The organism is Amycolatopsis sp. NPDC033938 (genome assembly GCF_055575975.1).
Genome location: NZ_JBVIRO010000001.1, coordinates 813,910 through 833,774, shown reverse-complemented (window position 1 = coordinate 833,774; position 19,865 = coordinate 813,910). Strand labels below are relative to the sequence as shown.

General features: G+C 69.2%; 23 protein-coding genes. 12 read left to right on the top strand and 11 right to left on the bottom strand.

Features of this window, described 5'->3' with window-relative positions; genetic code table 11:
• Positions 1-8: 8 nt before the first annotated feature.
• The 3 genes from ACZ5ZX_RS04115 to ACZ5ZX_RS04105 all read right to left on the bottom strand — a co-directional run bounded on the left by ACZ5ZX_RS04115 (position 9) and on the right by ACZ5ZX_RS04105 (position 3,078).
• On the bottom strand, positions 9-995 hold the full coding sequence (locus tag ACZ5ZX_RS04115; RefSeq protein WP_465500564.1) for an MCE family protein: 987 nt from the start codon (positions 993-995) through the stop codon (positions 9-11).
• A 564-nt stretch (positions 996-1,559) separates the two neighbouring features.
• Positions 1,560-1,940, bottom strand: a complete 381-nt coding sequence (locus ACZ5ZX_RS04110; protein WP_465500563.1) for a PPOX class F420-dependent oxidoreductase — start codon at positions 1,938-1,940, stop codon at positions 1,560-1,562.
• Between the two features lie 46 nt (positions 1,941-1,986).
• Complete coding sequence (locus tag ACZ5ZX_RS04105) at positions 1,987-3,078, bottom strand: alpha/beta hydrolase family protein (RefSeq protein ID WP_465500562.1); 1,092 nt, start codon at positions 3,076-3,078, stop codon at positions 1,987-1,989.
• A gap of 172 nt (positions 3,079-3,250) precedes the next feature.
• On the opposite strand from ACZ5ZX_RS04105, the gene ACZ5ZX_RS04100 reads away from it, so the two are divergent.
• Positions 3,251-4,450, top strand: coding sequence for a sensor histidine kinase (locus tag ACZ5ZX_RS04100; protein ID WP_465500561.1), 1,200 nt, complete (start codon positions 3,251-3,253; stop codon positions 4,448-4,450).
• A complete protein-coding gene (locus ACZ5ZX_RS04095; RefSeq protein WP_465500560.1) occupies positions 4,447-5,091 on the top strand; it encodes a response regulator in 645 nt (214 codons plus the stop codon). Before ACZ5ZX_RS04100 ends, ACZ5ZX_RS04095 begins: the two co-directional genes overlap by 4 nt.
• Here the strand turns inward: ACZ5ZX_RS04095 and ACZ5ZX_RS04090 are convergent.
• Positions 5,081-5,671 (bottom strand): GNAT family N-acetyltransferase, encoded by a 591-nt coding sequence (locus tag ACZ5ZX_RS04090; protein ID WP_465501038.1) that lies wholly within the window; start codon positions 5,669-5,671, stop codon positions 5,081-5,083. The genes ACZ5ZX_RS04095 and ACZ5ZX_RS04090 overlap by 11 nt on opposite strands.
• 260 nt (positions 5,672-5,931) lie before the next feature.
• Between ACZ5ZX_RS04090 and ACZ5ZX_RS04085 the strand changes: the two genes are divergently transcribed.
• Genes ACZ5ZX_RS04085 through ACZ5ZX_RS04075 form a run of 3 tightly spaced genes read left to right on the top strand, consistent with a single transcriptional unit; the run spans position 5,932 to position 7,637 of the window.
• Positions 5,932-6,603, top strand: a complete 672-nt coding sequence (locus ACZ5ZX_RS04085) for a glycoside hydrolase family 11 protein (RefSeq protein ID WP_465500559.1) — start codon at positions 5,932-5,934, stop codon at positions 6,601-6,603.
• Positions 6,604-6,607: 4 nt separating this feature from the next.
• Positions 6,608-7,246 (top strand): polysaccharide deacetylase family protein, encoded by a 639-nt coding sequence (locus ACZ5ZX_RS04080; RefSeq protein ID WP_465500558.1) that lies wholly within the window; start codon positions 6,608-6,610, stop codon positions 7,244-7,246.
• A gap of 10 nt (positions 7,247-7,256) precedes the next feature.
• Entirely contained in the window at positions 7,257-7,637 is a 381-nt protein-coding gene (locus tag ACZ5ZX_RS04075; RefSeq protein ID WP_465500557.1) for a contact-dependent growth inhibition system immunity protein, read from the top strand.
• An 18-nt stretch (positions 7,638-7,655) separates the two neighbouring features.
• Here ACZ5ZX_RS04075 and ACZ5ZX_RS04070 read toward each other — a convergent pair whose 3' ends face one another.
• Positions 7,656-8,132: a cupin domain-containing protein gene (locus ACZ5ZX_RS04070; protein ID WP_465500556.1), complete on the bottom strand. Its 477-nt coding sequence runs from the start codon at positions 8,130-8,132 to the stop codon at positions 7,656-7,658.
• A 78-nt stretch (positions 8,133-8,210) separates the two neighbouring features.
• On the opposite strand from ACZ5ZX_RS04070, the gene ACZ5ZX_RS04065 reads away from it, so the two are divergent.
• Positions 8,211-8,660 carry a MarR family winged helix-turn-helix transcriptional regulator gene (locus ACZ5ZX_RS04065; RefSeq protein ID WP_465500555.1) on the top strand — a complete coding sequence of 150 codons (450 nt, stop codon included), beginning with the start codon at positions 8,211-8,213 and terminating at the stop codon, positions 8,658-8,660.
• A 79-nt stretch (positions 8,661-8,739) separates the two neighbouring features.
• Here ACZ5ZX_RS04065 and ACZ5ZX_RS04060 read toward each other — a convergent pair whose 3' ends face one another.
• Entirely contained in the window at positions 8,740-8,943 is a 204-nt protein-coding gene (locus ACZ5ZX_RS04060; RefSeq protein ID WP_037319102.1) for a cold-shock protein, read from the bottom strand.
• A 246-nt stretch (positions 8,944-9,189) separates the two neighbouring features.
• Complete coding sequence (locus tag ACZ5ZX_RS04055; protein WP_465500554.1) at positions 9,190-9,747, bottom strand: dihydrofolate reductase family protein; 558 nt, start codon at positions 9,745-9,747, stop codon at positions 9,190-9,192.
• A 227-nt stretch (positions 9,748-9,974) separates the two neighbouring features.
• Here ACZ5ZX_RS04055 and ACZ5ZX_RS04050 point away from each other — a divergent pair, with 227 nt between their 5' ends.
• Positions 9,975-10,673 carry a GAF and ANTAR domain-containing protein gene (locus ACZ5ZX_RS04050; RefSeq protein WP_465500553.1) on the top strand — a complete coding sequence of 233 codons (699 nt, stop codon included), beginning with the start codon at positions 9,975-9,977 and terminating at the stop codon, positions 10,671-10,673.
• Positions 10,674-10,678: 5 nt separating this feature from the next.
• Complete coding sequence (locus ACZ5ZX_RS04045; protein ID WP_465500552.1) at positions 10,679-11,443, top strand: GAF and ANTAR domain-containing protein; 765 nt, start codon at positions 10,679-10,681, stop codon at positions 11,441-11,443.
• Between the two features lie 10 nt (positions 11,444-11,453).
• Here the strand turns inward: ACZ5ZX_RS04045 and ACZ5ZX_RS04040 are convergent, their stop codons facing one another.
• The 4 genes from ACZ5ZX_RS04040 to ACZ5ZX_RS04025 form a co-directional block, all read right to left on the bottom strand.
• Positions 11,454-12,284: a DMT family protein gene (locus ACZ5ZX_RS04040; RefSeq protein ID WP_465500551.1), complete on the bottom strand. Its 831-nt coding sequence runs from the start codon at positions 12,282-12,284 to the stop codon at positions 11,454-11,456.
• Between the two features lie 8 nt (positions 12,285-12,292).
• Positions 12,293-12,472, bottom strand: coding sequence for a hypothetical protein (locus tag ACZ5ZX_RS04035; protein ID WP_465500550.1), 180 nt, complete (start codon positions 12,470-12,472; stop codon positions 12,293-12,295).
• A 31-nt stretch (positions 12,473-12,503) separates the two neighbouring features.
• Entirely contained in the window at positions 12,504-12,917 is a 414-nt protein-coding gene (locus tag ACZ5ZX_RS04030) for an STAS domain-containing protein (RefSeq protein ID WP_465501037.1), read from the bottom strand.
• A gap of 174 nt (positions 12,918-13,091) precedes the next feature.
• On the bottom strand, positions 13,092-16,367 hold the full coding sequence (locus tag ACZ5ZX_RS04025) for a BTAD domain-containing putative transcriptional regulator (protein WP_465500549.1): 3,276 nt from the start codon (positions 16,365-16,367) through the stop codon (positions 13,092-13,094).
• 188 nt (positions 16,368-16,555) lie between these two features.
• Between ACZ5ZX_RS04025 and ACZ5ZX_RS04020 the strand changes: the two genes are divergently transcribed.
• The 4 genes from ACZ5ZX_RS04020 to ACZ5ZX_RS04005 are packed head-to-tail and all read left to right on the top strand — an operon-like array spanning position 16,556 to position 19,849.
• The gene (locus ACZ5ZX_RS04020; protein WP_465500548.1) at positions 16,556-17,833 is read left to right on the top strand and encodes a YhgE/Pip domain-containing protein; all 1,278 of its coding nucleotides are present in this window, start codon (positions 16,556-16,558) and stop codon (positions 17,831-17,833) included.
• A complete protein-coding gene (locus tag ACZ5ZX_RS04015; RefSeq protein WP_465500547.1) occupies positions 17,830-18,219 on the top strand; it encodes a hypothetical protein in 390 nt (129 codons plus the stop codon). The genes ACZ5ZX_RS04020 and ACZ5ZX_RS04015 overlap by 4 nt, the downstream gene beginning before the upstream one ends.
• Entirely contained in the window at positions 18,216-19,079 is an 864-nt protein-coding gene (locus ACZ5ZX_RS04010; RefSeq protein WP_465500546.1) for an alpha/beta fold hydrolase, read from the top strand. Before ACZ5ZX_RS04015 ends, ACZ5ZX_RS04010 begins: the two co-directional genes overlap by 4 nt.
• A 47-nt stretch (positions 19,080-19,126) precedes the next feature.
• A complete protein-coding gene (locus tag ACZ5ZX_RS04005) occupies positions 19,127-19,849 on the top strand; it encodes an alpha/beta fold hydrolase (protein ID WP_465500545.1) in 723 nt (240 codons plus the stop codon).
• Positions 19,850-19,865: the final 16 nt, after the last annotated feature.

The following is a 19,865-nucleotide window of genomic DNA, read 5'->3' as shown; positions in this document are numbered from 1 at the left end:
GCCACCCCTCACTTTTCGAAGCAGCCCTTCTCGTTGAGCGGCCCGAACGAGGGCAGCACGAGCCCGCACAGATAGCCGTCGATCCACCGCCCGTTGCCCCCGACGTTCGTGAGCACCCGGATCGCCGGGGCGAACGCGGCGATCCCCTTGGCCAGCGAGTCCTGGTTGCGCTGGAGCATCGACGTCAGCCGGTCGAGTTGTTCGAGCACCGGCCCGAGCTGCCCGTCGTTGTCGGCGATGATGCCGTCGAGGGCGGTCGCGAGCCGTTTCGAACCGTCGAGCAGATCCTTGATCGCCTGTTGCCGGGTGGCGATCGCGCGCAGGAGCGCGTTGCCGTCCTGTACCAGCCGCTGGACCTCGGCGTCGCGGTCGACGAGGGTCTGCGAGACCTGCCGAGTGTTCGCCACCAGCGTCCGGAGCTGCCGGTCGCGCGAGGCGATGGTGCCGGAGAGCTTCGAGATCCCGTCGAGCGCCGCACGGACGTCGGCAGGCGTATCGGCGAAGGTGGCTGAAATCGTGTCGAAGCTCTTCGCGAGCTGATCGACGTCGATGGCGTCCACGGTCTTCGACAAGTCTCGAAACGCCTCGAGGACGTCGTATGGCGCGGTTGTCCGCTTCAGCGGGATCGGGTCGCCCGGATCGAGGACCGCTTCGCCTCGCGGGTCGAGCGCCAGGTACTTCTGCCCCAGTACGTTCTTGATCTGGATGGACGCGCCGGTGGCGTCGCCGAGCCAGGCGTCCTTCACCCGGAACGAGACGAGCACACGATCGCCTTCGAGGTCGATTCGGGACACCTTCCCGACCTTCACCCCGGCGACCCGGACGTCGTTGTCCGCGCGCAGTCCGCCCGCGTCGGAGAATTCGGCCGAATAGGTGGTGCCGCCGCCGATCACCGGCAGGACGTCGGCGTTGAGCGCCGCCGCCATTCCGAGGGCCATCGTGGTGAGTCCGGCGAGTGCCAGCTTGACCGGATCCGTCGAGCCGAAGGACCGCATCGTCTCACCTCGCAGGTCGCGGTCGGAAAAGACTAAGGGCCGTTCCGGCCGATCGCCAGGCGAAACCTTGCACCGATCGGGTGACACTCTCTGTCCATTAAGGACATACAGGGCCACCGGAGTTCTAGTGAGGGGTAAGGCGAGGTGGCAGGTCGCCTCGGCGGGTAGTGAAGGGCCCCTTCACTACCCTGAGGGTAGGCAAAGGGAACCCGCATTTGTGTACCTACGCCTGACCTGCACGAGGGTGGTTCCGCGAGCATCGTTGCCCGGTCTCACCTCTTGATCAACGGAAGATTCGGGACACTCAACGTCCCGGATCTTCCGTTGATCAAGCTCGTGGTCGAGCACGACCGGTGGACCGGTGATCGAGCGGGGAAGATTCCGGACGCTCAACGTCCGGAATCTTCCCCACCCGGACCACCCCGGCAACCCGCACAAGCTCCACACCAGTAGGTAGACAAATACGAGTTCTCCAAGGAGGCCTTCACGGCACAGTGACTCATACGCCACGTTCGACTTACCCCTCAGTAAGCCCCAGCTGAGCGCGGGTGCCACCCGAGGACGCTACGAATCCAGTCTCAACTCGTAGTGCAGCGTCTTGTACTTCTTCCACCGGTGCAGCAGCGGAACGAAGAAACCGTGCAGTAGCCGGTGCTTCCTGGCGAGGCACTCGGCCGCGTGCCGAGCCTCGGCTCCGTCGAGCAACCGCACGTGCCCGCGCACGGCGTCTCCGGTCGGAGTGCCGCGGAACGTGGAAGGAGCGATCTCGACCCGGGGGTCGTTCCGCATCCGCTTGGCCTTCCACGCCGCGTCGTAGGTGCGCAGGAACGCGTGGTCCCCTTCGACGGCGATGTTGACCGGCGTCCCGACGGCCGTCCCGTCCCGCTTGAAGGTCTTCAAGAGGATCGTCTTCTGGTCGGTGAACCTGCTGAGCCGTGTCGTCATGACCCCTGGACGAAACGGCCGCCGCGACCGTGACGGCCCGAGGCGCCTAATTCCAGAACTTGATCTCGGGATTGCCCGCCACCGGCCCGTCCAGCAGCGGCTGACGGCCGCCGCGCAGGTTCGCGTCGAAGAACGCCGAGACGTACGTCCTCGTCAGCTCCATCCCGCGCAGGCCACCGAGCAGTCCGGGCTGCGACAGGCCGAGTTGCTCGCCGAGCACGCCGACGTCGGTGAAGGAGGCGTGCCCTGCCGTGGCGACGCTGATCCAGCGCTTCCAGCCGATGAGATTCGGCCAGCTGTCCGCCCAGGTCGTGTCCGGTCCGGCGGGCGTGTACTCGCTTTCGCGGCCGAGCAGCAGGAACGGGCGGTCGATTCCGGACGCGGGGATCGGCGACCACAGCCTGCCGTCCATGTCCACGCCGGCGCGGATCCGCTGGTCGTTCACCATCGCCGTCGGCGTGCTGTAGCCGCCGATCGAATGTCCGGCCATACCGATACGTGTCCGGTCGATCAGCCACGACCACTTCGACGACCGCTTGGTCAGCGTGTCGAGGACGAAGGAGACGTCCGCGGAGCGGATCGGCGGGAGCAGGGTGGAGTCGGATCCGCAGGCGGCGCACTCGGTGACGTGACCGTCGGGGAAGGCGGTGCCGTGTGATTCGTAGTTGTGGCCGATCACCGCGACGACGAAGCCCTTGCTCGCGAGCTCTTCCGCCAGTCCGGTGAGCGTGGTGCGCGGCTTGCCGAAACCGGGAGACAGGACGACCAGCGCCCGTTTCCCCGGCAACGGCGGGGCATCGACCCTGGCACTGCTCCGGGTCTCGGCGACCCGTGCTGGGTCGATGTCGGGGAGTCCGGATTCGGTCAGGAAGGCCTTGGCTTCGGCCAGTGTCAGATACGGCCGCGGCCGGCCGACCGGCAGCAGGGCCGGGTAGAACATCGACACCATCAGCTCACGCGGCCCGGTCGGCACCCAGGGATCGCGTCGTGAGTCGTCGACCAGATGCAGGTCGGTGGAGCCGACGGGATGCGAACCGGTCGGCGGCGGCAACTTCAGTGACGGCACGTCCGCCGAAGCCGGGCTCGCCAGCGGCACCATGGCGGCGAGGGCGACCAATGCGACGAGAAGCCTTCTCATCAGGATTCCGTTTCTGTCGAGGACTTTGCGCCGTCCAGCCTGTGCCAGGACGCCGTGTTCGCGCATCGGCCGGAGAGCACGTCACCCCCGCCCGTTCGTCTGTCGCAGGTCGTACCCCGATCTCTGCCTCGAGGTGGATCCGCGGGGCCCGATCCGCGGTTACGCTCGGTCGGTGCTGGCCGTACTCAGGAGTCACCCGAAGTCCGTCGACCGCGGGCTGACCGTGCTCATCGGACTGTCCACTGTGGTCACCACAGACGACCCGGAAGGCTTCGAGTGGTGGATGATCTCCTTGGTGGCCTTGGCTTCTTTGCTGGTCCGGCACCGCAATCCCGTGATCACCTTCGCGGCGGGCGCGGTGGTCTCGCTCCTTCACCTCGCCATGGGCAACGACCTCCGTCCGATCGACCTCGTGGCGTTGATCGGCCTCTTCTCCGTCGCGGCGTGGGGGTCGCGACGGCTTTCCTTCGCCCTGCTGGCGGCGGGGCTGCTCGTCGCCGGCGCGTGGTCGTTCTATGCCTCGGAAGCGAACACCCGGACAGCGGAACCGACGCCGCCGCGGATCATCGTCATCGATCGGCTGGCACCGCGGATCGATGGCGACGAAGACCAGGTCCAGGATTGGGGAGGGTTCGCGGGTATCGGGTTGTCGCTCTCGGTGGCGTGGCTGGCCGGGATGAACACGCGGCAGCGCCGGATCCGGCTGGCGGTGCTCGAACAGCGGGCCGCCGATCTCGAACGCGAGCGGGACACCCAGGCCGCGCTGGCCGTGGCGGCCGAACGCGGGCGGATCAGCCGCGAACTGCACGACGTCGTCGCGCACGCGCTTTCGGTGGTGGTGCTGCAGGCACAGGGCGCCCAAGCGGAGTTGGACCGGCGGCCGGAGCGCACCCGGGAGGCGCTGGACGCCATCGTCGGCACCGGCCGTACCGCGTTGAGCGAGATCCGGCGGCTGCTCGGCGCGCTCGGCCAGGACGCGCCGGACTGGGAACCGCGGCCGGGTGCGGAACGGTTGCCGCGCCTGGTCGCCGACATCCGCGCGGCGGGCACACCGGTGGACTTCCGCGTCGAAGGGGAACCGCGGCCGCTTGCGTCCACAGTGGACCTGGCGGTCTACCGGATCGTGCAGGAGGCCTTGACGAACGTGCTGAAACACGCCGGTCCGGACGCGTCGGTGACTATCGTGGTGCGGTATGAGCCCGAAGCGCTGGAGATCGAGGTGACCGACGACGGCATCGCGGCGGAGGCGCCGTCCGGCACCGGGCACGGCCTCGAAGGGATGCGGGAACGGGTGAACGTGCTGGGCGGCACCTTCGACGCGGGACCGCGTCCGGAACGCGGCTTCGCCGTCCGCGCGGCCTTGCCGTCATGACGATCCGGGTGGTCATCGCCGACGACCAGGCGCTGGTGCGCACCGGCCTGCGGATGATCCTGGACAACGCCGACGACATCGAGGTCGTCGGCGAGGCGGGCGACGGCGCGGAGGCCGTGGGACTGGTGGCGGACCTCGACCCCGACATCGTGCTCATGGACATCCGGATGCCCGAAATGGATGGTGTCGAAGCCACCGCCGCGATCGCCGCGGCCCACCGCACCCGCGTGCTGGTGTTGACCACCTTCGACCTCGACGAGTACGTCTACGCCGCGCTCCGGGCGGGCGCCAGCGGCTTCCTGCTCAAGGACGCGCTGGCCCCGGACCTGCTTTCCGCCGTCCGCGTCGTCGCCGCCGGGGAAGCCACCCTCGCCCCCACCGTGACCCGCCGTCTGCTCGACCGCGTCGTCACCGGCCTGCCCGCGCCTCCGCCGGACGACAGGCTCGCCCTGCTCACCGGTCGCGAGCGCGAGGTGTTGCAGCAGCTGGCCCGCGGCCTGTCCAACGCCGAGATCGCGGAACTGCTGTTCCTCTCGCCGGGGACAGTGAAGACGCACGTCGGCCGCATCCTCACGAAACTCGCGCTCCGCGACCGCGTCCAGGCCGTCGTCTTCGCCTACGAGGCCGGGATCACCCGTTGACCGCGGCGGGCGTACGCCAGTGCTTGCCCCGGCGGGGCCGCCGGTGCTGACCACGACGACCACTGAGGTCACCGAGGTCGCCCGGACGGCGCAGGGCGAACTCCTCGGCCGTGATGCCCATCCGCACCAGGTACTTGATCTCGCCGCGCACCACTTCGGTGTCTCGCAGCCTGCCTTCCTCGCGGAAGCCGAGGCCGCCGTGCAAGGAAAGCGACGCCAGGTTGCCGCCGTACACGCTGACCTCGCATTTGCGGAAGCCGCGCTGCTCGAACATATGGGCCAGCAGAACGGTGATGGCGTCCGTGGCGTACCCGCAGCGCTGGTGCCGAGGGGCGATCCCGATGCCGTAGCCGAACAGACCGGTCACGGGGTCGGCGCCGATGGTGCAGACCGAGCCGACCAGCATGCGGCCGCGGACCGTCTCGATACCGAAGTGGATGTCGTCACCGGCGGACCCCGAACGGTGCGACGCCCAATGCCGGTGCCCGCCGCCGATCAGCGGCGTCGCCTCGCGGGCCATGTCGCGGTCGAAGCCCATCAGGACCCGGCGGTCCCGGAGGCCGACCTCGCGCAGCCGCACCTTCCGCCCGACCTGCTCGGGCTCCGGAGCGGAGCGGCTCACCGCGCCAGACCGCACTGGTGCTCACGAATGATCACAAGCATCCCTTGACGATATCGGTAGCCGGGACCGCGGCTCCAGAGACCGTCGTCGGGTTCCGCGGATGAGCCTGGCCACATTCTCGCGAGCCGTCGAAACTTCTTCGAAAGTCTTTGACCGGCTTCCTCGGCGCCACCGACACTTTTTCCCTCGGCACACCTCGACGAAGAGGGAGCACACGGATGAGATCTCTTGGGAAATCCCGGTTCCGGCTGGCTTTGAGCGGGGCCGTCGCGGCCGCGCTGATCACGGCGTTCGTCCCCGGCACGGCCTCGGCCGACACGGTGATCACGACGAACCAGACCGGCACGAACAACGGCTATTACTACTCCTTCTGGACCGACCGGCCCGGTTCGGTCTCGATGACGCTGAGCTCCGGCGGCAGCTACCGGACCTCGTGGAGCAACACCGGCAATTTCGTCGCGGGCAAGGGCTGGAGCAACGGCGGGCGGCGCAACGTCAGCTACTACGGCAGCTTCTCCCCGTCCGGCAACGGCTACCTGACCCTTTACGGCTGGACGTCGAACCCGCTGGTGGAGTACTACATCGTCGACAACTGGGGCAGCTACCGGCCGACCGGGACCTACAAGGGCACCGTCACCAGCGACGGCGGGACGTACGACATCTACCAGACGACCAGGTACAACGCCCCGTCCGTCGAAGGCACCAAGACCTTCAACCAGTACTGGAGTGTCCGGCAGTCGAGGCGGACCGGCGGCACCATCACCACCGGCAACCACTTCGACGCCTGGGCGCGCGCCGGGATGCGGCTGGGATCCTTCAACTACTACATGATCATGGCGACCGAGGGGTATCAGAGCAGCGGCAACTCCAGTATCACCGTGAGCGGGTGACGCCGTGTTCGTCGTCGCCGCGCTGGTCGCCGCACTCACCTTCGCCCCCGGTGCCACTCCCGCCGCCTGCTCCGGATACGTCGGACTCACCTTCGACGACGGCCCGTCCAGTACCACCTCCCGGCTGCTCGACGCGCTCCGGCAGAACGGGCTGCGGGCCACGATGTTCAACGTGGGCCAGAACGCCGCCGCGAATCCGGCACTGGTCCGAGCCCAGGTCAGCGCGGGGATGTGGGTCGCGAACCACAGCTACACGCATCCGCATCTGACCCAGCTGAGCCAGTCGCAGATCGATTCGGAGATCTCACGGACGCAGCAGGCGATCGCCAACGCCGGCGGCGGTACCCCGAAACTGTTCCGGCCGCCCTACGGCGAAACGAACACGACCGTGCGGTCGGTGGCGGCGCGGTACGGGTTGACCCAGATCATCTGGGACGTCGACTCGCAGGACTGGAACAACGCGAGCACCGACGCGATCGTCGCGGCGAACGCCCGCCTCACCAACGGGCAGGTCATCCTCATGCACGACTGGCCTGCCAACACCATCGCGGCGATCCCGCGGATCGCACAGGGCTTGGCCTCGCGAGGGCTGTGCGCCGGGGCGATCTCCCCGCAGACCGGGCGGGCGGTGGCGCCGGGGTAGGTTCGGGCCCGTGACCACTCTGGACGACCTCGAACCGCCGTGGGGCGACCCGCCATCGGACGCGACCGGACTCGTGACGACGGTCTACCGGTTGCGCCGTAAGCCGATCCGGGACTTCGAGGTCGAGGATCTGCGAGTGTTGCTTGGGCAGCAGGTGAGCGTCGAGGTGCTCGTTCCGCTCGCGCTCCCCCTGCTCGAAGCCGACCCCATGGCCGAGGGCCGGTACTACCCCGGCGACCTGCTCGCCGCGATCCTCACGGTGCGGGCGCCGTACTGGCGGGAGCATCCGGATCACCTCGCGCGGCTGCGTGAGGTGATCCGGGTGGCCAGGGAAACCGGCGACGTCAAGCCGTTGAAAAAGCAGCTCGACGCGTTTCCCCGGGAAAACTGAACTTCGGGGCCGTTATTGTCACCTGGCGTTGAACGACTCGTCCCATTCCGGCGCGTCGACGAAATGGACGTCGTAGCGTTCGTGGATCCGGTCGACTTCGTCCGGTGGCAGGTTTCCGCGCAGGATCTCCGGCAGGGCACGGAAGTAGTCGAATCGCTCGACACCCGGAGTGAGGGTGATGAGCACGTCCGCGGCGAGCTCCGGCGGCGCGGCGAACGCGTGCCGGACGCTGGGCGGCACCACGACGTAACCACCCTTGTCGACAGTGATCAGCTCGGTGCCCACCATCATGCGGAGCGACCCGTCGAGCACATAGAACGCTTCCGCGGATTTCTCGTGGAAATGCGGTTTCGTCCCCGGCTCTCCGGCCCGCAGGGAGAGCCGGTTCGCGCCGAGGAGCCCACCCGTGTGACCACTGTCGGCCAGTAACCACAACGCGGGACTCTCGATCGTCTCCGCGTCTCTCTCCTGCACCACCCAGGCGTCGTTCGCCATCGCGCACCCCATCTAGTTGAAGGCTTCAACCAAAAGTAGGCCGAAGTAGTTGAAGGCGTCAACTGCTACCTTGGCGGCGTGACCGACTGGCTCGACGCGGACCAGCAACGTGACTGGCGGGCGTTCATCGAAGGATCGGTGCGTTTCGTCGACCTGCTCGACCGCAGGTTGCGGGAGCGGCACGGACTCTCACTCGCCGAGTACGAACTGCTCGTGCGGCTGTCCGAAGCGGAGGGTCGGTCGATGCGGATGGCCGACCTCGCGAAGTCGGCGTACTACTCGCGCAGCCGGCTGTCCCATCGCGTCAACGGGCTGGAGTCCCGCGGTCTGGTCCGGCGGGAGCCGACCGCCGAGGACGGACGCGGGGTCAGCGCGCGGCTCACCGAGGCGGGAACCGAGACCCTGCGCCGCGCGGCACCGGACAATCTGCGCGCCGTCCGGGAGCATTTCGTGGACGTGATCGAACCGGAAGACCTCCGGGCCGTCGGCCGGGCGATGACGGCCGTCACGCGGCGGCTCGAGGACTGACCTGCGACGGGATGGTCCCCCTTCAACGACCGAAGGCCCTCACCCAGTTCGGGTGAGGGCCTTCGGCGGTGGAAAAACGTCAGATGGCGACGACGCGCTGGGCCTGCGGGCCCTTCTGGCCCTGACCGATTTCGAACTCCACGCGCTGCCCTTCGTCCAGGGACTTGAAGCCGTTCCCCTGGATCTCCGAGTAGTGCACGAACACGTCCGGTCCGCCGTCATCCTGCGCGATGAAGCCGAAGCCCTTTTCGCCGTTGAACCACTTCACGCTGCCCTGAGCCATACTTTTTACCTGCTCTTCATAGCGAGTCTGAGCCCATTCGATGCCCCGATCTCAGTACCCATTCTCGCAGGTGTCGCCGGACAGCACACGTCGTGTCCCGAAAAAAGAAGATTTCGGTGCGCGGACCCCACTCGAAAAAACGGACATTCGCCAGGTCAGTGCCGCTTTTACCGCCATAAAAGCGTACGGTGTACTCACCCACACTGGGTCGGCCGGACCCCAACCGGTCCACCACTCGGGAACCGGTCAACGCCGGACGCGGTAGCGCAGGTGGGTCGCGGCCCCCGCGACGGGTTCCCCCGCCGGGATCAGGTCACCGCGAGCGCCACCGAACAACGCCGTCCCCCGCCCCAGCAGGACGGGCGCGAGGTGGAGATACACCTCGTCGAGCAGGCCCGCGGCGAGCAGCTGCCCCGCCACGTTCGCGCCCAGCACGAGCACGTCCTTGTCCCCCGCCGCCTCCTTGGCCCGCCGGACCGCGGCCTCCAGGCCGTCGAAGACGAACGTCCCGCCGTTGTCGCCGAGGAGGTCGTCCCGGGTCCGGTGGGTGACCACGAAGGCCGGGACGCCAGGCCACGGGGTGCCACCCCACGGCCGCAGGCCGAGGTCGAAGGTGTGCCGTCCGATGACGGTGGCCCCGACCGACGAGTCCACCTCCCGGCGGACGTCGGCGTCCGGCCCGGCTCCGCCCATCCACTCGTGCAACTGTTCCCCGCCGTCCCCCATGGGCTCCTCGGCCCGGACGTTCGGTCCGGCGGTGAACCCGTCCAGTGACATCGACACATCCAGCACCACCTTGCTCATCGCAAAGCCCTCCTTCGCCGCTTCAGCGCCCGTCCGGCGTCTGTGCACGGAGGTCGGAGCCGGACCGGCCGTCTCGACATGGCTTCACGGAAAACTTTGCAGGCACTGGATCCGCATCTCCCGCCGCGAAAACGACGGCGACCGGAACGAGGCCCGCGGGCGGTAGACTGAACCCGCTGCTCACGCTCAAGACCTCGGCGGACATTTCGAGGGACGAGAGGATCATCGTGACCGCTCGACGGCACGTCGAGCTGCTGAGCATGCTCAAGGCCGGGAGCACTGATCCGGCCACCCTGCTGCGGCGAGTGTGCGAACTGTGTGTCGACATCTGCGCGGTATCCGGCGCCGCGATAGTCGTCCACGCCGCCGATGACGGCACCGCGCAAGCTGTCGCCTGTGCGACCGATCCGGTCAGCCTGGTCCTCGACGACCTGCAGCGCACGGTCGGTGAAGGCCCCAGGGTCGCGGCGCGTGCTTTGGGCGGCCCGGTGCTGGTCGCGGATCTGGCGACCGCGGGTGCCCGATGGCCCGCCTTCACCGCCGAAGCACAGGCCGCCGGTGTGGCGGCGGTGTTCTCGTTTCCGCTGCACGTCGGCGCGGTGCGGGTCGGCACCCTCGATCTCCACCGCGACAGCGAAGGCTCCCTCGGCTCGGCGGAGTTGAGGGACGCGCTGACCCTCGCCGACATCGCCACCCACCTGGTGCTCGACGATCTCGACGGCCTGGATCCCATGGACGTCGGCTGGCTGTCCGATGTCCATGCCGTGATGCACCAAGCAACCGGCGTCGTCACCGTCCAGCTGAACGTCTCGATGCACGACGCGTTGCTCCGCATCCGCGCGCACGCCTACGCTCATCGAACCCTCCTCGATGAGGTGTCCCGGCAAATCGTCGGCCGCGACCTCTACCTCGAGTTAGGAGACTGACCGGCATGTCAGAACAACCGCGGGTCACCCCCCTGGCGCGGACCACGGGCCACGAGCAGCGGTTGGCCGACACGTTCGTCGCACTCGCCGACACCATGATCGACGACTTCGACGTCCTGGAGTTCCTGCACATGTTGTGCGGCCAATGCGTCGAACTCCTCGAAGTCTCCGCGGCCGGGGTGATCCTGCTCGACGAGCACGGCGGACTGCGCATGGCGGCGGCCTCCTCCGAACGGGCGGAACTGCTGGAGCTGTTCGCCGTGCAGACCGAGGACGGACCCTGCATCGACTGCGTCCGCACCGGAGCACCCAGTGCCAGCGCGGACATCACCGCCGACGCCGCCCGGTGGCCGCGTTTCGCCGCCGCCGCCCACGACTGCGGTTTCCACGCCGTGCAAGCGGTCCCGATGCGGTTGCGACGTCAGGTCATCGGCGTGCTGACCTTGCTCAAGGCCGACGGCAACGGAGTGCACGACACCAGCACCCGGCTGGGCCAAGCCATGGCGGACGTGGCCACGATCGGCATACTGCAACAACGGGCCATCGGCAACGCGGACCTGCTCGCCGAACAACTGCAGACGGCGCTCAACAGCCGGGTCATCATCGAACAGGCCAAAGGTGTGCTCTCCGCACACAGCGAAAACCTGGACATGGGCGCGGCGTTCGCCGCGCTGCGGGGCTACGCCCGCTCCCACCGGCAACGGCTTTCCGAGCTGGCCCGCGCGGTGGCGGACGGCACCGCGGACATCCCCGGAATCCTCGCCGGCTGACCGCGGCCGCTCAGCCGCGCTGCCTGGCTAGGGCCGCGTAACGCGCTGTCCCGACCGCTCCGGCGATGGCCAGGACGAATCCCGCGACCGCGGGCACCGCGAAACCGTCGCGCACCCGGTCGTCGAGGTAGACCAATCCGATGAGCGAGGACAACGTCGTGTTGGTGGTGAACATGATCGCGGTGACCGCGGTCGGTCTGCCCTTCTGCAAGGCCATGGCGAAGACGACCGCCGCCGTCAGTCCATTGAGGACGATCGCCCAGACGGAGGGCTCCAGGACGAGCCGCCACACCGCGTCCGGAGGACTCAAGGTCCGCGCTGAGACGCCGACGACGCTGAAACCCAGACCGGCGCCGAAGGCCAACGCCGGCGCCGTCCAGCCGCGGTCGCGACGCTTGGCGTAGAAGGCGATCGCCGCCACCGGAAGCGCCATGCCCAGCAGGATCCAGCGCCATCCGGGCGGCAACGCCCGCGCCGGACCCGGGTCGGCGGACAGACCCAACAGGATCAGACCGGTCGCGCCGAGACCCAGCGTGGCCCATCCCGCTCCGGCCATCCGGGTGCCCATGAAGGCGGCGATGGTGGCCGTCACCCCCACGCTGAAGGCGAGCAGCGACTGCACCAGGAACAGCGGCAGCCGATGCAGTGCCGCGGCGGCGCACAGGAATCCCGCCAGATCCACCGCGAGACCGAGGAAGTACAGCGGCTGACTCCGGAGGGCGGCCAGGTCGAACGACCGGCCGCCGTACACACCCGCGCGCCGGATGCCCATGGACTCGAGGATCGAGCCGCTCCCCGACGCCAGAGCCGCCATGACGGCCAAGACGTAGCCAAGGATCATCCGGCCGCTCAGCCCGCTGTCGTGATCAGGAAGGTGTAGTGGCCGTCGATGTCTTTGCGGACGTCGAGCGCGGCACCGTCTTCGGGGAGGCCGTCGAGGGTCAGGCGCAGCCCGCCTTCCGCTTGGACGTTCTGCGCCGTGGTCAACTGGTTGATCGCTTCGGTGGCCGATTCGGTCATGGTGAACACAGGCGCTCCTTCCTTCACTGTCCGGTGGCCATCAAGACTCTGTGGATTCGAGCGGACTCTCGCGGTCTCCGGCTCTTTTGGCAGGCGCCGCGATGGCCGCCGATCGTGACGCGTGAATGATCAGTCGTTCGTGCAGCCGGGCGATCTGGATCGGACGCCAGGTCGCGCGGGTGGTGGCGACGACCCGCAGATCGGTACGGGAGCCTGCCTGCCGGTGCGCGGCCAGCAGGACCTCCAACCCGGCGGAATTGAGGAACCGGACGTTGGTCAGATCCACGACCAGCCGTTTCGGCCGATCCGCCAACGCCGATTCGATCGCCTCGCGCACCGCGGGCGCGGTGTGCAGGTCCACGTCGCCGGTTACGGCGACGACCAGCGTCGGGCCACACCGCTCGACCGCGACGGTCAACGGCGGGGCCCGGTGGGGCGGGAGATCGAACGTCATGAGTTTCACGAGTGGGCTCCAGACCTTTGCCGGCCGCTACTGAAACTCACCGCGCGAGAAGGACAGGCGCACGGCCGAGGGACAGATGCGGCCTCGTTGACGGTCGGTCGTCGTGAGGGCGATGTCTGGGCACTCCGGCGCTGTCACCTTCGATCCTACCGCGATGGCGATGCTTCAGCGCCTGCTGGAACCCCTCGCGTCGAGATAACCGGCGAGTTCGTCGAGTACCTGCCGGGCCGGGACGAATACGCAGGCTCCTGGTCCGAGGATCTCGCCTGCCGAGGGCAGCAGCGCCCGGTAGGCCAGCTCGGCGATGCGCTCGTCGTCCGTGTGGATCGCGGTCAAGCCGACCAGCGCGATGTCGAGTTCGTAGGTGGCGTCCGGGAACGCGGGAAGGGCCGCCGGAAGTATTTCGCGCGCCCTGTCGAGGTCACCCGCCAAGGCGAGGGTGAGCGCGAAAAGCTGGGGTGAGGCCGGCCATGCCGGATACCGGTCCGCGTAGTCGGGCAGGAGTTCCGCCGCGCGGCCGGCGCGGTAGGCCCGGCACCAGCGCACCGTCATGAGCAGGAGGTCGGCTCGCTGGACCCCGGCGTCGTCCAGAGCCTGCGCGCCGGCCTGATAGGCCTTCGTCACGTCTTCGTCGGGAGCGTCGGCCAGGTCGAGCAGCATGGCGCGATGCCACCGCACCCTGGCGGCGCTCGCGGGGTGCGGGAGCCTGCGCACCTGACTGTCCAGATTGGACAGAGCGTGCTCCGCTCCGGTCAGGTCGCCGCGCTGCTCGGCGGCATAGAGCTGCCACAGCAGGCCAAGGCGTTCGGAAACCACGAGTTCGTGTTCCCGGCCCAGTGCGACCAGTTCGGCCGCCAGCCTGGTCCGCCGGGCCAAACCGCCCGGGGTGGCGTAGGCCTGGGTATGAGCGGCGATCAGCACTTCCGCTCTGGTACTGGCGGAGAGGTCGATCCGCTGTGCGATCGCCTCGGCTTGGGCGGCGGCCGCCCGGCCCCGGTCACGTTCGCGGTCGTCGGGATGGCCGTAGAGCTCGATGGCCAGCTTGGTCAGCAACAGCGCGCGAAGCTCACTGTCCTCTTCAGACAGCTGACTCAGGTTCTGTGCCAGCAGGTCCACCACGCGCCGCAGGTGAACGGCTTGTTCGGGGGCCACGCGTCGTTCGGCGAGCACCGGGTTGCCCGGGTCAAGGGAAATGACGACCTGCGCGGTCAAGGCGGGGTCGGCCAGTTCGGCGAGCGGCGCGAGCGACTCGGCGCGGATGGCGCGCATGGCGGGCTTGTCACTGAGGAAAGCGTGCGCCTGGAGCAATTCGCCGACGATGGTCAGCCTGTCGCGGGAGGTGCCGCCGAAGCGGTCGGCGACGTTCAGCGCGGCGGTGCGCAGCCGTACCGCTTCGTGGTAGGCGAATCGGGCCGTCGCCTGGTCCGCGGCCATCCGGGTATAGCGGATCGCGGACGTCGCCGTCCGCGCGCTCGGTGCTTGCAGGTGATGCCGGGCGAGCGCTTGGACGTTGTGCGGCTGGAGCCGTTCGACGGTGGCCGCGGCCTTGCGATGCCATAGTGTCCGTCGTGGCGTCGAGATTTCGGCGTAGACGGCTTCGTGCATCAAGGCATGGGTGAACCGCAGGGTGCCTTCGGTGGTTCCGTCGTCGAGGATTCCTGTCGCCAGCCCGATTTCGGCGCGTTCGAGTACCGCGTCGTAATCCGGCTCCGGTCCGTGGTCGGCGTCCATCGCCGCGAGCAGGTCGAGGTCGAATTCGTCACCGAGCACCGCGGCCTTGCGCAGCAGGACGCGTACGTCTTCCGGCAGTTCGGCGAGTCGCTGGACGAGTACGTCACGGATCCCGGCGGGGATGCTGCGCAAGGCGGCTTCCCGCCCGTGCGCGGCGATATGTCTGGCCAGTTCGCGCGCCAGGAAGGGGTTACCCGAGGTGCGGCGGGCTATCTGGACGGCGAGGACGTCGTCCACCTGGTGGGTACCGGCGGCTCGCATCAGGGAGCCGATGGCCCGTCCGTCCAGACCGTCGAGCTGGATCCGTTCGGGAAGATGCCCGGCCAGCTCGGCGAGGCTGCCTGCCAGCAGCGGGTGGTGCGGGGCGGGGCGGAAGGTGCCGACCAGGAGCACCGGATGGCCGGTGAGCAGACGGGCGACCTCGACCAGTGGGGTGAGGGTGTCGGCGTCCGCGAGGTGCAGGTCCTCGAGCACGATCAGCAATGGCCGGTCGTCCGCGACCGCCGCCAGATAGGTGGCGAGCAGGCGGCAGAACCGGAACCGGTTCGCGGTCGCGGTGTCCACGCTCGTGGTCCCGGTCGGGCGGGCGGCCGCGGTGAACAGCTCCACCAGGTCCGGCGCCGGTTGTCGTTCGGCGGTGAGCAGGTCGACGATTTCCAGCCATGGCCAGCCGCCGGGCGCGCCGGCGACCTCGGGACATCGGGCGGTCGCCGTCGCCCAGCCTTCGGCGCGCAGCCGGGCGAGCAGGTGCCGGGCCAGTGCGGTCTTGCCGATGCCCGCGGGTCCCTCCAGCAGGGCCACCCGCCCGGTGCCCGCCCTGGCGGCCGATGCCAGCCGGGTCAAGATGTCCACTTCGGACTTTCGCCCGATGAGCGGTTCGCCGGTGGGATGCTGCCCTTCCGCGGTCGGCGCGCTCACCGGTGGGGACGGCGGGAGAACGGGTGCTTGGGTGCGGACTTCGGCTTCCAGCGTGCGCAGCGGCAGGCCGGGGTCGACGCCGAGTTCCTCCCGCAGGGTGGCTCGCGCCTCGCGCAGCGCGGCCAGCGCTTCGCCTTGACGACCGGCGCGGTGAAGGGCCAGCGCGAGCAGCCGATGGCCCTCTTCGCGCAGCGGGTGTTCGTCGACCAGAACCCGCAGCTCCGGCAGGGCCTCGGCGGCCCGGTCGAGGCTGAGCAGGGCGTTGGCGAAGCCTTCCCGCGCGATGACGCGCAGTTCGGTGAGGCGGGTGATCTCCACACGCGCCCACTCGGTGTCGGCGAACTCGGCGTACGGGCTGCCCCGCCACAGTCGCAGGCCCTGCTGGAACCGGGGCAGCGCCTCAGCGGGCCGGTCGCGGGCGAGCAAGTCCGTCGCCTCGTCGGTGAAAGCCTCGAACCGCCAGGAGTCGGCGGCGCTGGCCTCGGCGCGTACCGCGTAGCCGGGTGCCACGGTGACCAGCACCCGGGCCGGTGTGCGTCGCTGCCGGGCCGGTTCGAGTACCTGCCTGAGGTGGAACACGATGGTGCGGACGGTCGCGATCGCCTGCCGGGGCGGATCGTCACCCCAGATGTCGGTGATCAGCCGGTCGATGGCGACCACCTGGCCCCGCGCGACCAGCAGGCGGGCGAGGATCTCGCGGTGGCGGGCACCGCCGAGATGGACCGGGCCGGACTCGCCCGAGCCGTCGGGCAGGCGAGCCTCCAGCGGGCCCAGCACCAGGAAGTTGACCATGACGAGCGGAGCATACGGCCGGAGATCGGCCGACCGGAATAAACGCTCGATAAACAACGGCCGTCAGCACACGCCGAATTGACTTTTCGCAGCCGTGTCGTCGCCGAAGGTGATGAATTCGTTCTTTATCGGTCTCGGTGAGGGTTTGGGTCACGACAGCAGCCCCTCACGACGAAGGAAGACCGACCATGCGCGCCATCTCGCTTCTGCGCAGTCCCAAGATCTGGGTGTTCACCCTGTTCGGCGCGGTGCTCGCCCTCGTGCTGACGGTGGGCTACCTCGGCGGATCACTGGATACCGGCACCCCCGGTCAGCGCGTCCCCATCGCCTGGGTGAACGCGGATCTCGGGGCAGGCGGCCACCATCTCGGCGCCACGCTGACCGAGCAGATCCGCACCGGGCAGGCCGGTGCTGCCGCGCACTGGATCACCGCCGAGGACGAGGACGCTGCCCGGCGGCTGCTCACCGAGGGATCCGCTTACGCGGCGGTCCTCGTCCCCGCCGACTTCTCCGCGCGGATCACCGCGTTGAGCGATCCCCACGCCGCGCCGTCCCCGGCGCGGGTGACCGTGCTGACCAATCCGATCGCCGGTCCGGCGGCCAGCGGTACCGCGACCGGCACCGCGCAAGCCGTCCTCGCCGCGATGTCACAGACCCTCGGCGGGCAACTGATCGCCCGGATCCCCGCCGACGCGGGGGTTTCCGGGGCCGCGCGGCTGCTGCTCGCTGATCCCGTCAAGGTCACGTTGGCCCCGGTCGGCCCGGTCCCACCGCACAGCGCGGGCGGGATGGCGGCCTTCTACTACACCCTTGTCCTGATCCTGACCGGATTCCTGCTGGCGCAGGTGCTGCACTCGGCCGTCGACGGTGTACTGGGGTTCGCGCCGAGGGAGTTCCTGCACAAACGGGCCACCCACCCGCCGTTCCCCATCAACCGGGTGCAGACACTGCTGACCAAGGCGGCACTCGTACTCGGCTGTTCGATCGTGGCCGCCACCGTGATCGAGACCGTCGCCGTATTCGCCCTCGGCATGCCGGCCGAGCATCCCATCGGCCTGTGGCTGTTCTCGATCCTCGCGGTGGCCACCGCCGGGGTGCTGCCGCTGGTGCTGCTCGCCGTGTTCGGTTCGCCAGGTGCCTTGCTGGCCACGGTGATCCTGGTGGTGCTCGGGGTGCCTTCCTCCGGCGGCGCCTTTCCACCCGAGTTGCAGCCGACCCTCTTCCGCTGGCTGGGCGAGGTCCTGCCGATGCGGCACACCACCGACGCCACCCGCGACCTGATCTTCCCCGTCACCGCCGGCCTGACCGGCAGCGTCCTGGTGGTCGCCGTCTGGCTGGTGGCCAGTCTCGCGATCGGCCTCGCGGTCACCGCCTTCTACGACCGGACCGGTCGTCACCGGACCAGCGTCCAGGAACGCATCCGTCCCGTACCCGTCCCGATTTCCGAAAGGCAGCACCAGTCATGACCGCACCGCTCAATCTCAACAGCACCTGGGGCGCGATCACCAAGACCGGGCCGTGGCAGGTCCCGTCCGTCATCAACGCCACTTCCACGATGGGGTCGATCACCCTCGACTTCACCGCCGCGACCTGCCCGCACGAAGAGGTCGAGGTGCACGTCAACTGTCAGGCCGGCCGGATCACCTTGGTGGTGCCGGACGAATGGACGGTGCTCACCTCGGAGGTCTCCGCCGACGGCGCCGGCATCAAGGCCGCACTCGGCGGGCAGCCCGGATCCGGCGCGCCCCGGCTGCGCGTCACCGGCCAGGTCACCTGGGGCCGGCTGGAGATCACCGGCGCATCGCACGCCACGAACGTCACCACCACTGGATCAAGGAAGAGGACACGATGACCACCACCTACCGCGGACTCCTGCTGAAGGCCGGACTGCTGGCCACCGCCGTGACGGTGGCGCTGAGCGGGACCACCAGCGCCGGCGCCGATTCCGCCCCGGGCGGGTCGAGCGCGGTATCCGGGACGGCCAAACCCACGATCCTGTTGGTGCACGGCGCCTTCGCCGACGCCTCCAGCTGGGCCGGGGTGGCGACCCGGCTGCGCCAGGACGGCTACCAGGTGACCATGGCCGCGGTCGGCCTGCGCGGCCTCACCGACGACGTCGCCTACGTCCACGGCGTGCTGGAAGCCATGCCCCGCAAGACGGTCGTCGTCGGCCACTCCTACGGCGGCGCGGTCATCTCCGGCGCCGCGACCGATTCCGGCAAGGCCGCCGCGCTGGTCTACGTCGCCGCGTTCGCCCCCGACGCCGGGGAGACCGTCCAGGCACTGGATCAGCGCTTCGGCGGGCCGACCGGGCAGATCACCACCGCCAGGCCCTACCCGCTGCCCACCGGACTGCCCGGCTCGCCGGGAGGGATCCCGCCGGTGGAACTGACCATCGACCCGGCCAAGTTCCGCCACTACTTCGCGCAGGACGTTCCGGAGTATCAGGCCGCGAACATGGCCGACGGGCAGCGTCCGCTCGCGCTAGCCGCGCTCCTGCAGCCCGCCGGGCCGCCGGCGTGGAAGTCGCTGCCCAGCTGGTACCTCGTCACCCGCGAAGACCGCATCATCCCGCCTGCCGGCCAGCGCCAGATGGCCGAACGTATGCACGCCCGCGTCGTCGAGCGCTGGGCGAGCCACGCCGTCACCGTTTCCCAGCCGGGCGCGACCGCCGAGGTCATCGAAGCCGCCGCGCGCCAGGTCCACCCCTGACCCGCGAACCGACCACCGGATACATCTTCGAGAGAGGCACCACCGTCATGAGCAACCCCACCATCGTTCTGGTCCACGGCGCTTTCGCCGACGCCACCGGCAGCTGGGAGGGCGTCACCCGCATCCTGCTCGACCGAGGTCACCGGGTCGTCACCGTCGCCAACCCGTTGCGCGGCCTGCACCACGACGCGGAATACGTGCGCACGGCGCTCGCCACCACCCCTGGCCCGATCGTGCTGGTCGGCCATTCCTACGGTGGCGCGGTGATCACCCAGGCGGCCACCGAGGCCGAGAACGTCAGCGCGCTGGTGTACGTCGCGGCGTTCGCCCCGGACCAGGACGAGTCGGCCGGCGAGCTGGACGAGCGTTTCGGCGGCGCGGCCAAACAGGTCACCACCGCACGGCCCCTGCCGGGCGCCGTCCAGGCCGCCCCCGAGGGCCCGCCGCAGGTCGAGCTGAGCATCGATCCGGCCCGTTTCCATGAGGTCTTCGCCCCTGACACCACGGCGGCGAACGCGGCCGTGCTCGCCGCCGGTCAACGTCCGCTCGCACTGACCGCGATGCTCGAACGGGCCGGGGCGCCGGCGTGGAAGCGGCACCCCGGTTATTACGCCATCGCCACCGAGGATCAGATGATTCCCGTTGCGGGACAACGATTCATGGCCGAGCGGATGAACGCGGACATCGTCGAGGTCCCCACCGGTCACCTGGCCATGCTCGGCGCGCCCGAAGTCATCGCGGAGCTCATCACCACCGCGAGCGAGCGCTGACCCCACCGGCACGACC

Excerpts from the sequence above, each read along its gene's own strand:
- ACZ5ZX_RS04110 (WP_465500563.1), bottom strand. The coding sequence starts at position 1,940 with ATGACGACACGGCTCAGCAGGTTCACCGACCAGAAGACGATCCTCTTG.
- ACZ5ZX_RS04015 (WP_465500547.1), top strand. The coding sequence starts at position 17,830 with ATGACCGCACCGCTCAATCTCAACAGCACCTGGGGCGCGATCACCAAG.
- ACZ5ZX_RS04005 (WP_465500545.1), top strand. The coding sequence starts at position 19,127 with ATGAGCAACCCCACCATCGTTCTGGTCCACGGCGCTTTCGCCGACGCC.
- ACZ5ZX_RS04055 (WP_465500554.1), bottom strand. The coding sequence starts at position 9,747 with ATGAGCAAGGTGGTGCTGGATGTGTCGATGTCACTGGACGGGTTCACC.
- ACZ5ZX_RS04060 (WP_037319102.1), bottom strand. The coding sequence starts at position 8,943 with ATGGCTCAGGGCAGCGTGAAGTGGTTCAACGGCGAAAAGGGCTTCGGC.
- ACZ5ZX_RS04010 (WP_465500546.1), top strand. The coding sequence starts at position 18,216 with ATGACCACCACCTACCGCGGACTCCTGCTGAAGGCCGGACTGCTGGCC.
- ACZ5ZX_RS04115 (WP_465500564.1), bottom strand. The coding sequence starts at position 995 with ATGCGGTCCTTCGGCTCGACGGATCCGGTCAAGCTGGCACTCGCCGGA.
- ACZ5ZX_RS04045 (WP_465500552.1), top strand. The coding sequence starts at position 10,679 with ATGTCAGAACAACCGCGGGTCACCCCCCTGGCGCGGACCACGGGCCAC.
- ACZ5ZX_RS04085 (WP_465500559.1), top strand. The coding sequence starts at position 5,932 with ATGAGATCTCTTGGGAAATCCCGGTTCCGGCTGGCTTTGAGCGGGGCC.
- ACZ5ZX_RS04105 (WP_465500562.1), bottom strand. The coding sequence starts at position 3,078 with ATGAGAAGGCTTCTCGTCGCATTGGTCGCCCTCGCCGCCATGGTGCCG.
- ACZ5ZX_RS04030 (WP_465501037.1), bottom strand. The coding sequence starts at position 12,917 with ATGACGTTCGATCTCCCGCCCCACCGGGCCCCGCCGTTGACCGTCGCG.
- ACZ5ZX_RS04095 (WP_465500560.1), top strand. The coding sequence starts at position 4,447 with ATGACGATCCGGGTGGTCATCGCCGACGACCAGGCGCTGGTGCGCACC.
- ACZ5ZX_RS04020 (WP_465500548.1), top strand. The coding sequence starts at position 16,556 with ATGCGCGCCATCTCGCTTCTGCGCAGTCCCAAGATCTGGGTGTTCACC.
- ACZ5ZX_RS04025 (WP_465500549.1), bottom strand. The coding sequence starts at position 16,367 with ATGGTCAACTTCCTGGTGCTGGGCCCGCTGGAGGCTCGCCTGCCCGAC.
- ACZ5ZX_RS04070 (WP_465500556.1), bottom strand. The coding sequence starts at position 8,132 with ATGGCGAACGACGCCTGGGTGGTGCAGGAGAGAGACGCGGAGACGATC.
- ACZ5ZX_RS04040 (WP_465500551.1), bottom strand. The coding sequence starts at position 12,284 with ATGATCCTTGGCTACGTCTTGGCCGTCATGGCGGCTCTGGCGTCGGGG.